Annotated in this window: 10 protein-coding genes; 5 read left to right on the top strand and 5 right to left on the bottom strand. The window is 61.9% G+C overall.

Features of this window, described 5'->3' with window-relative positions; translation table 11 throughout:
* Positions 1–161: 161 nt before the first annotated feature.
* The 4 genes from IFT87_RS08505 to IFT87_RS08490 form a co-directional block, all read right to left on the bottom strand.
* A complete protein-coding gene (locus IFT87_RS08505) occupies positions 162–626 on the bottom strand; it encodes an NUDIX hydrolase (RefSeq protein WP_192008141.1) in 465 nt (154 codons plus the stop codon).
* An 88-nt stretch (positions 627–714) separates the two neighbouring features.
* Positions 715–3,096, bottom strand: coding sequence for a TonB-dependent receptor domain-containing protein (locus IFT87_RS08500; RefSeq protein ID WP_206757225.1), 2,382 nt, complete (start codon positions 3,094–3,096; stop codon positions 715–717).
* Positions 3,097–3,614: 518 nt separating this feature from the next.
* Positions 3,615–3,938, bottom strand: coding sequence for a hypothetical protein (locus tag IFT87_RS08495; RefSeq protein ID WP_192008139.1), 324 nt, complete (start codon positions 3,936–3,938; stop codon positions 3,615–3,617).
* Positions 3,939–3,962: 24 nt separating this feature from the next.
* Positions 3,963–5,261, bottom strand: a complete 1,299-nt coding sequence (locus IFT87_RS08490) for a M16 family metallopeptidase (RefSeq protein WP_192008137.1) — start codon at positions 5,259–5,261, stop codon at positions 3,963–3,965.
* A gap of 531 nt (positions 5,262–5,792) precedes the next feature.
* Between IFT87_RS08490 and IFT87_RS08485 the strand changes: the two genes are divergently transcribed.
* Positions 5,793–5,930 (top strand): hypothetical protein, encoded by a 138-nt coding sequence (locus IFT87_RS08485; RefSeq protein ID WP_165895571.1) that lies wholly within the window; start codon positions 5,793–5,795, stop codon positions 5,928–5,930.
* A 146-nt stretch (positions 5,931–6,076) separates the two neighbouring features.
* Here IFT87_RS08485 and IFT87_RS08480 read toward each other — a convergent pair whose 3' ends face one another.
* The gene (locus tag IFT87_RS08480; RefSeq protein ID WP_056679240.1) at positions 6,077–6,652 is read right to left on the bottom strand and encodes a TetR/AcrR family transcriptional regulator; all 576 of its coding nucleotides are present in this window, start codon (positions 6,650–6,652) and stop codon (positions 6,077–6,079) included.
* Between the two features lie 129 nt (positions 6,653–6,781).
* Here IFT87_RS08480 and IFT87_RS08475 point away from each other — a divergent pair, with 129 nt between their 5' ends.
* From IFT87_RS08475 to IFT87_RS08460, 4 genes are all read left to right on the top strand, one after another.
* A complete protein-coding gene (locus IFT87_RS08475; RefSeq protein WP_192008135.1) occupies positions 6,782–7,480 on the top strand; it encodes a glutathione S-transferase family protein in 699 nt (232 codons plus the stop codon).
* A 51-nt stretch (positions 7,481–7,531) separates the two neighbouring features.
* Positions 7,532–7,930: a VOC family protein gene (locus IFT87_RS08470; protein ID WP_056679234.1), complete on the top strand. Its 399-nt coding sequence runs from the start codon at positions 7,532–7,534 to the stop codon at positions 7,928–7,930.
* A gap of 324 nt (positions 7,931–8,254) precedes the next feature.
* Complete coding sequence (locus IFT87_RS08465; protein WP_192008133.1) at positions 8,255–8,833, top strand: ANTAR domain-containing response regulator; 579 nt, start codon at positions 8,255–8,257, stop codon at positions 8,831–8,833.
* Entirely contained in the window at positions 8,833–10,047 is a 1,215-nt protein-coding gene (locus tag IFT87_RS08460) for a CmpA/NrtA family ABC transporter substrate-binding protein (protein WP_192008131.1), read from the top strand. The genes IFT87_RS08465 and IFT87_RS08460 overlap by 1 nt, the downstream gene beginning before the upstream one ends.
* Positions 10,048–10,156 lie beyond the last annotated feature (109 nt).

The raw sequence follows: 10,156 nt of genomic DNA, 5'->3' as shown, positions 1-10,156 counted from the left end.
CAGCAGGAGCTTTTACAACATAGCACCGATCTTTCGGTTTAAAATTAAAAAGACCCACAACCGGTCATTCCCAAGCGAATATTGACCTCCCAACTTCCGCCATTCGTTCATGTCCGCTGCGACCTGAAGCCAGTCTTTACGGCGATAGCGTAACTGACCAATCACTGCGGGGCCGAGGTCCACTCCCCGGTTTCGATGAGCACGTGGCACAGATGTTCAGGCCAGACCTGTTCGGCGGTTACCTCAAGTTCTGCTTGGCTCCACCAACGGTGGACGGATATCACGGTATGCTCCATCTTGGTCCAATTGGCGGTCGACACGGTACTTTGATGGACCCGAACAACGAAATATCGCTCGTCGGCCTCAACTATCTCGCCAGTAGGTAGTACAAAGGATGCGAGCCGCTGTGCGACTTGGCGGCCCGCTGTTTCGACCACGACACCTGTTTCCTCAAACAGCTCACGGATAGCCGCCTGCTCAAATGCCTCCCCTTCGGCAAGGCCGCCTCCGGGCGTAGCCCAGAAGGTTTGCCCGATAAGGGCGCCCTTTTTATGCTCGAAGCGAAACAGCAAAACGCGATCGCCTGGATCAAGAACCAACAATCGGGAGGACGGTCGTCGAAGCATATTGTGCTCTAAAGCCGCAGGAACCGATCCAGCAAGCTAGAGCCGCGTCAAATACCCACCGTTTGCAGTAATCCACGAGGCTCACGTCTCAGAAGAGCTTGCGCAGACCGAGCCGGACGGAGCGACCTAACGGATCGATGTATGCGGCTTGGAAACGGTTTGGGACGCGGTCGAGCCGATCGCGCACGTTGATCCGATCGTTCAACAGGTTCTCGACCGTGAACTGCAGCATCATGGCTTTTGCCCAGGGACGTTTAACGATCTGATCGACCTTGAGAGATGCGTAGGGCACGAGCCACGTCCGGCCCGAAAAGCGGAGGTCCGACGCTGCCAGGTCGCTGCGGATTTGGGTCGGCCCCTGCAATCGGCCGTACAGCCCAATGTTCGCAGCCCCGAGCGATCCGCTCAGGTTCAGTTCGGTTTCCCAGCGGGGCCGCCCGCCGGTGCCGGTCAGCGTGTCGCCATCCAGCAGGTCCAGCGCCGGTAAATCGCTGCGCAACGACAGGCGATTGTCGAGCCGCCACGTCGTGGTCATCGACACATAGATTTGCGGTCTGGGCTTGGGCGCGGCTGGCGGCGGGCCGTCCTTCGCGGCGGTGCCGGCGGGCGGCGTCGGCGGCCGGGGGGTACGACCGATCGGCGTCGACAGGCTGAGCGTGACCTGCATCTTCTTTTCGCGTTCGCGCGCGATGTTAACCGGCCTGAGGTCGGCGCTGACGAGTTGCCCTGCGGCATTGCGCTGAAACGCGTCGGCAAACGCGCTCTGGAATGCCGCTGTGGCGCTGCCCAACGTCGTCGTCTGATTGCCGATGCGCGTTTCGAGATAATTTGCGGTAAGCCGCAGATCCTTTGCCTTAATCGGCGATACGGCCACGCCCAGCGTGACGATCCGTCGTCGCTCCGGAGCCAAGGCAGGGTTGCCACCGGCGATCGTCGTGACGAGCACGCTAGTGCCGGTGGTGAAGTCGAAAAAGGGCGTGTTTGGCGTGGTGACCGTCGGATTGGTCAACAGCGCGATCGCCGGCGGGGTCTGCGCTTCGTTGACCGACGCGATCAGCTGGATCGGTCGCACCGGCGACCATGTCAGACCGTAGTTGGAACTGACCAGCCGACCGTAATCGGATACGTCCGACACACCGATCATGCCGTTGACCGACAGTTGCCCGAGGAACGCGAGCACGTCCTGATTGGCGGAGGCGATCGGAAGATCCGCGTTGACGCTTGCCCCCTTCGTCGTTCGCGTGAGATCCAGCGTCGATTGCTGCAAACCCGGCAGGTTGCCCGAACTGCTTGACCGTGCGTAATCGCCCGACAGCGTGATCTGCGCGTCGCCGGCCGGCAGCTTGACCAGCGGACCGTTCGCGACCGCCTTCGTCAGCAATGTGCCGGTCACAGTCCGGCTTCGATAGTCCTGACGCAGCGCGGTCGCTTCGGGGGTCAAGATTGCCAGCGGATCACCGCCCGCATCGATCGAGGCCTGCAAGTCGTCGATCGGGACGCCTTGTTGCGAACGTGCCAGCCCCCGCACCCGGTCGTAGCTGGTGGTGACGTTCCACCCCCAGCGCCGGATACTGCCCTGTACCAGACCCGAACCGTGCAGAGTCAGGCTAGTGTTCCGCTGCCGGAGCACCGCGTCGGGCAGATAGCGGTAGAGCAGAACATCATCAGCAAAGGGCAGCACGCCGCTCCCTCCCGGTATCGTGAGCAGGGCGGGCGCCAAGCCGTTCAAGCCAGTGTTCCTTTGCGCCTCCATCGACAGGTTGAGCGACCCGCTCATCGACTTGCCGATCGGCGCGGCGACCGTGCCGTCGACGGAGATCCTGTCGTTTCGCTGCTGGAGCGAGCGATAGCGGCCGACATCGGTGACCGCGGGCACCCCTGCGCCGGCGACGTATCCCGCCAGAGTCCGCGGGCTTGCTGGGTCGTTCGGCACCGCGGCGATCGTAACCGGATTACCGACCAGAGCATCGAGCGCTGGATCGATACTCCCCCCGCCTACCCCCGTGATGTTGCCGCCAAGCGCATACAGCGTGTCCGGATCGGGCACGATCGCCCGTTCGCTTTGTAGAATCGGGTTGAGCCGCAGATGCGACATCGTCAGCGTTGCGCGGCGCGGGCCGTCGATACGGGCAGCGGTTACCTCGACATAGTTCGTCTCGCCCCCACCCTCCGTCGTGGTGCCGGTGGCCTGCTGATACTTGACGGCGCGAAACGTCTTTTTGGTGATGAAGTTCATTACGCGAACAGTGGCGGGGAAACCGAAGCGTGCAGCCTCGGATTCCGGCAAGACCTCGATCTTCTCCATCGCTTCCTGCGGCAGGCTGTAGAGCTCGTTCATGCTCGACATCCGCCGACCGTTAAGCAGATAGACCGGATCACCGCCGCTCGCCGACGTCGTGAGCGTTTTCAGGCGTTCGAGCAAAGTCTTAAGATCGGTCGCTCCCAGCGCCTGGATCGCCGCCTGATCCAAGGTCGCGGTCGGATCTACCGCTCCAACCGCGCTACCGGCGATCCGTTGAGCCGTGATGACGATGTCGTCCTTGCCGGACGATGGTGCCTCCGGAGATATCTCCTGAGCCGTTCCCTCCCCGGAACATGCCGCACACCCTGCCAGAATGGCGAGCGCCGTCCGATAAGCAACAACCTGTAACTGGCACCTCGTGGGTCGGGGATCACGAAGTGTGTGGTATTCGATCATCGTGACGGTCTCGCGAATGGGTTGGTCAGAGTGGAGCGAGCCATCGTGTTCGGAATGCGGCGCTTTCGGGAAATGGGAAGGGCATGAGCAGAGTCTGGTTCGTTCTCGATGCGTTAGCCGGCCAGATGGTCTCCCTGTTCGCTTTTAATGTCGTCTGATCATAACAATCTGGAAACACGTCTTGGCGGACGCACCACGGCCATGGCCTAGATCGTTATACGGTTTTCGACCGCAGACGCGGTCCAGTCTGGATAGCAGTTGAAAACGAGATTTTCCGCGACAGGGAGCTACTAGAAACGCCATTTGAATGTCACAGCCGCTGCCGGGGTCGTGGCAACGGGGCTCTTTTGCTGAATGACGTGGATGGTCGTGTCGGCGTTCAACGGCCCTTTGAATTCGGCAATGAGGGGCTTGGCAGCAAATCCGCTTACGTCACCCAGCCAGATGTCCATCCCCTTTGGAGCGCACACGATGATCTCGTCCGATTGCCCTCGGTCCAGGCACGTCGGTTCTCTGGGGCGCACCTTGGCAAGGTCAAAACCGACCACGTTTGGAACGACCGTCGTGGGCCCGGTCTGCGACGCGAGCGCTGCGATGATGAGGACGATGGCCATCCGTGTCTCCTTGTTCTTGCTCGGTTAGTGCCGCAGTGGGCGGCAGGCGGCCCCCGACGATGCTGCATCGAGCGCGGTCCGTATCGCCTGACGGGGGTCCACCACCCGGGCGAGCTCCGGTGCTTCGACCCGGACATGTTCGTGGCCGCTTTGCCATTGCCGACGCCACCAGGCACTCCCGGTGCTCGCATTGATCGTCGGCAACCAGATCCGAGCACGCCGCAGCAAAGAGCTCGGTGCGATCAGTTCCTTGTCCGCGGCGATGGCGTGAGATAGATCCTTTGCCAGTTCAACGTTCTTGGCGTGGCCCATGTCTCCGGTAATTTGCTCGAGCTCCTGGATCAGGTCACGCCTCGCCCTGTCCCATTCGTCCGCAGAGAAGCCCGCCGTACCCAGTCCGCATGTGGTACGTTTTAGGTCGACCAGTGCGGGCTGCCATGCGTCGCCCGTGAAGTTGTCCCACAGCATGATAAGCCGGTGGCCTTGCTCGCCATTCTCGATGAACATTCCGACCTTTCCGGACGGACTGCGTGGCTGAGCTCTGCCCAGTCGATTGTTGACCGCGCGGATCGCCAGCCTGTCCATGAGCTCTGCGTTCATCTGCGATCTTTTGGGGCCGCGTGACGAAAGTGTCGGCATTGCCACAGTAATCAGCGCCGTCCTGCGCCCCTGCGGCAGAGCCGAGAAACTGATCGGCGCGATGCGATCGTAACGCAAGCGCGGAACAGGGACGTGGACGACCGGCGACCCGATGCTTTTCCAACTCCCGAAACGCTGGGCGATAAGAGCCTTCGCGGTGGTCGGATCGACGTTTCCGACGATCACGACCATCATGTTTTCTGGTCGGTACAGGCGGCGGTATAGGGCGCGGATCGTTTCCACGCTCGCTGTCGGTACGTCGTCAGAATTCTGCCCATCGATCACGTCGGTCGGAGATCCAGGTGCTACGTCCGCGATGTAGTCGGCGTAGATCACGTTGCCGGGCTTCCTGCCGGCCATCTCGCGCATCACGTCCGCACGCTGATCGTCGACTGCATCGGATCTGAACGTGAGATCGGTCGCGACCTCGCGGAACAGACGCAGCAATGTGTCTAGGTCGGCCGTCCGCGTCGTCTTGGTCGACACGAAGTAATTGGTCTCGCGCCAGCTCGTCGTACCGGCGGAAGGTGCGGGGAAAGTCAGCGGCAAACCGATCTTCGGCAGATAATGCAGATCGTTCGGCGCGTTCAACGTTGGACTGACGAATACGAGATGCTCGATAAGGTGTGTCAGCCCGCGCTCGCCCGGCCGCTGCTCCTCGATGAAGCCACCTTCGTTTCGCATGAGGAGGCCTATCCCAGGTTCGTCTCCCTGCCTTGGGAGGATCGCATAGCGTACACCGTTCGGAAGACGCCCACCAACTACAGGCGCCCAATCAACCTTCTGTGCAGCGTTCGATTTTACAGCGGTTGTCGCGGTACGATGCCCGTCGCCCGCATGTATGGCGGACCCGCTGGAGGATAGGGCAACGACGCCTAGTCGTAGAAGTCTGCTCGCAAATACTCTGAAGCGCAACTTCCAGCCTCCTACCGATCTCCGGCCTGCCTTCCTTCGCCGGCCCGGAACGAAACTTGGCGGATCATCCAAGGTCTTTAAGGCGACAAGGTGGCAGATCGCGCGAGGCTTCCGGACAGGACCTTGCGTCAGCGGATACCCATTCTCAGATGTTCAACGCAACAGCACCGCTGTCCATAAGCAGACAACCATCCATCTCGTCCTCCGATGCTTTCATTCCGTAAGAACAAGTCAGGAATCAATCTACTAATATACAGTTTTCCAAATGCATCACAAGATGGTGTCTGATGGAGCCAAACGATGGCGAAGAACGAGCATACGAGCGAAAAGGCTGGCAAGGCCGCCTCGAAGGTCCTCAAAGACGGACGAACCGGGAAGGACTCAAAAACAGCTGCTGGATCTGCTTTATCTCAGCGCCCCGACAAGAAAAAGAAGTGACCGGTGGGGCCGGTCGGTACCGGCCCTACTCATCACCACGTCGACCCAGAAACGGTCATTTAGCCTTCACCTCGCCAATCCCCATACCGGTCATTGGTTCATGTCTGTCGAGCGTGCAGCTACGAGATTTAGGACAGCACAAGGAGCTAGCTCGGGAGCGGCCCCGCCGCGCGGTAGCTTTCGATCAGAGCATCGAATACGGCGATGTCGGATCTGCTGCGGGCAATGATTTGCGCGCCGGCAACCGCCGCGTAGATTGCTCGCGCTCTTGCCTCGACGCTTTCAGGCAAGCCAATCGCTGCGGCGGCAAGCTGTTTACTGAGCCACGCCACGTTGACGTCAGCGAAAGCCTGTACCTGTTTCAGAACCGGCTCAGGCAGTTCGTCACGCTCGGTTGCCATGAAGCTGCTGAGGCACATCCGATTGTCACGCTCCAGCGACGCCCGAAAAATGCTCGGGTATCGCCGTAACGCGTCCCAGGCGTCCTTCGCGTCGGTGGATATCTTCTCGAGGTCGCGGGCAATATCCTCCTGATAGCGACGCGCTACCGCCTCACCGAGCAACGCCTTGTTGGCGAAGTAATAGTTGATGCTGGCGGCCTTGATGCCGACCTTCGCGGCGAGGTCGCGGAAGTTGATGCCGCCATAGCCGCGCGTCATCGCCGCCTCGCGTGCGGCCAGCAGGATGGCCTCCCGCGCATTCTCCTTCGTCGTTGCCGCCATAATCACGCCTCCACCTGTCATATGGCAGACAGGGGTTGACGGGGCAAGTTTTGCGTCACAGATGTAAACCTGTCATCTGACAGGCAGGTGATGTGATCGACAATATGATCGATGAAAGCGAGACCTCCAATGGCCGAAAAGCTGGCGCTCTATACCTCCCCCTCCGCTTTCCCCAATCCGCAGCGGCTGCGCATCTTCATGCACGAGAAAGGCATCGCCGACCGGTTTGCCGAGACGGTGTACGACATGTCGCCTGGGGGTGAGCAGCGCGGGTGGCAACACCTGAAGATGAACCCGTGGGGCGAGACGCCGACGCTGGTGCTGGCGGACGGGTCCTTTTTGAGCGAGACGTCGGCTATCGCGCGCTACCTCGACGACAGCTTCGAAGGCCGCAAGATCATGGGCCAGACGCCGATCGAGCGCGGCCTTGATCAGATGTGGGACAACCGGGTCTGGGTCCACATCCTCTATCCAATCGTCACCGCCTTCCACGTCCTGCACCAGGGCCTCGGGCCCAAGTTGGAGCTGACGCACAACCCCGCATGGGGTGAGCATTCGCGCAAGGTGGCGCTAGCGCATGCTGCACTGGTCGACCGGCATTTTGCTGACGGGCGGGCGTGGCTACTTGGCGGAGACCATCCAACTTTCTCAGACATCACGCTGGCCACCGCGATCGCGTTTTCCAAGTACCCGGTGAACGCCACCCCACTGGACGAGCGTTTCGAGCATATCGACGCGTTCTGGCGGCGGTGGCAGACCAGGCCGGCCTTCATGGCTGCCTACGCCGACGGGCAAAGCGGTGTTTCGGAACTGGATGACCGCCCGTAGCGTCCACTTCACCCGTATCTATAGAATAACGCCTTAAGCAGGAGAACAAGCATGCTGTTTCATACCATGGTCGGATCGAACGACATCGAACGATCGAAGAATTTTTACGATACGGTGCTCGGGACACTCGGCGTCGGTGAACCGATGCGAAATATCGCCGACAGCGGCCACACCCGGCTCATCTACAATAATGGCAACGGAACGAACTTCATCGTCAGCCAGCCGATAAACGATGAACCTGCGACCGTCGCGAACGGCAGTACCGTCGCCTTTTCATGCAACTCACCTGAGCAGGTGAAGCAGCTTCACGATGCCGCGGTTGCCAATGGCGGCACCTCGATCGAAGCCCCGCCTGGCCCACGCGAGACTGCGTCGATGGGGACGATCGAGCTCGCCTATTTTCGCGACCCCGATGGCAATAAGCTTTGTGGGATCCATTTCCCCAAGTGATATTCCCGCCGCACGTCAGGCTTAAAGGGCCGCCCGTTCTAGGATGTACGGGCGGCAGGCTCGACACGAAGGATGTGCGGTAGACGGTACCGCTTTGAAGACCCACAACCAGACGTTCCCAGTAGCTTTTACGTGACCCAGCTTTGGACGTTCGTTCACGTGAGGGTCCTCGCTTAGGTTGATCATTTTGAGGCGACCCGACGCGCCGATAGGAACCGTCGGTCGCGAGCGGCAGTGTGGTTGAACGAGCCGCTGATACGACAATTGCAGGGATCCCGTTAACGCGGCCTCGCCAATCGAGACGGCGCGTAATAAGCCTCGGCTATGCGCATCGCCATCATCGACACGAGTACCACGCGTGCCGCGATCATTTCGGACGGTCTGCGCGAGGCGGGGCTGGACGATATCGTGGTGATCGATGGAACGATCGGGATGGTCGCCGCCCTGGAGAAAGCCGCGCCGGAAGTGGTGCTGATCAACCTCGAAAACCCTAGTCGCGACGTGCTCGAGGAGTTCTTCGCGGTATCCCGCGCCCTCGCCCGGCCGATCGCGATGTTCGTCGACCAGAGCGATGCGGAATCTACCGCCGCCGCGGTCGATGCCGGCGTTTCGGCCTATATCGTCGACGGGCTCGCCAAGCAGCGGATCAAGCCCGTCATCGACCTCGCGATCCGCCGGTTCCAGGCGTTCGCGCGGTTGCAGGCCGAGTTGCACGAGGCGCGCAGTGCGCTGGCCGATCGCACGACGGTCGACCGCGCCAAGGCGATCCTGATGAAGCGCCGCGGCATCGACGAGCCGACCGCCTACGGCCTGCTCCGCGCGCAGGCGATGCGCTCCAACCGGCGAATTGCCGAAATCGCGGATGCGATCATCACCAGCGACGCACTCATGGGAGATTTGTGATGGCGCTCGACCGGGTCCGCATCGGGTTCCTGCCGCTGGTCGATGCCGCGCTGCCGATCCTGGCGCGCGAACAGGGGTTCGCCGAGGCCGAGGGGCTGGAGATCGAACTGGTGCGCGACATGACCTGGGCGACGGTGCGCGATCGGTTGCTCTACGGTCACACCGATGCCGCGCACATGGTCGCACCGCTGGCGATCGCAACCGCGCTGGGGCGCGGGCGGCCCGCGGTGCCGATGGCGGTGCCGTTCGTGCTGGGGCTGAACGGCAATGCGATCACATTGTCGCTACCGCTCGCGGCGCAGGTAATGGACGGCGATGCGCTCGGCGATCCCGTCATGCTCGGCGCGCGGCTGAAGGCGGTCGCGGTCGAGCGCCTGGCGGCGGGGCAGCGATTGCGGTTCGGCGTGGTGCACCGGTATTCGAGCCACAATTACATGCTGCGCTACTGGCTCGCGGCGGTGGGCATCCGGCCGGATATCGATGTCGAGATCGTCACGACCAGCCCCACTTTCGCCGCCGATGCCTTGGCGGCGGGCGAGGTCGACGGCATCTGCGTCGGCGAGCCGTGGAACGGCGTCGCGGTCGATCGCGGCGTCGGGCGGATCGCACTGGTCACGGCGCAGGTCTGGCGGCGCGGCGTCGAGAAGGTGCTGGCGATGCGCGCAGCGACGCTTGACGAGCGCGGCGACGTCGTCCACCGCCTGGTCCGCGCGCTGCATGCGGCCGCTGCGCATTTCGTCGATCCCGGAACGCGCGATGCGAGTGCGGCCATCCTCGCTCGGCCCGCCTATCTCGATGCGCCGCGCGATGCCGTCACGCGGGCGATCAGCGATCAGGTGCGGATCGTGAAGGATGCCGCGCCGATCCACGTCCCCGACTTCATGTTCCAGTACCGCGAGGCGGCGAACTTCCCGTGGCGCAGCCAGGCGGCGTGGCTCTATTCGCAGATGCTACGCTGGGACGGTACGCCGTTTTCGGCCGAGGAGGCAGAAGCCGCGCAAGGCGTGTTCCGTCCCGACATCTACCGCGCGGCGCTGGCCGGATCGGGTGCGCCGCTGCCCAATGCGAGTTCGAAACTGGAGGGCGCGATCGGCGCGGACAGCATCGGCGCAGGATCGACTCAGGGGCGGTTGATCCTGGGCAACGACGCATTTTTCGATCGTCGCGCCTTCGATCCGGACGATATCACGGGGTATTTGAGCAGCTTACCGTAAAGTTGCTGCACCTGCGAAACGGCGCTTGCGTGATGGGGCCACTTCGGTCATCCTGACATCGTCCGGCAAGGGAGTCGGACACGAAATCATCGCGCGACGGGTTCCAACG

Source organism: Sphingomonas sp. CFBP 8765 (assembly GCF_014841445.1).
Lineage (GTDB): Bacteria > Pseudomonadota > Alphaproteobacteria > Sphingomonadales > Sphingomonadaceae > Sphingomonas > Sphingomonas aerolata.
This window is presented reverse-complemented; position numbering and strand designations above follow the sequence as displayed.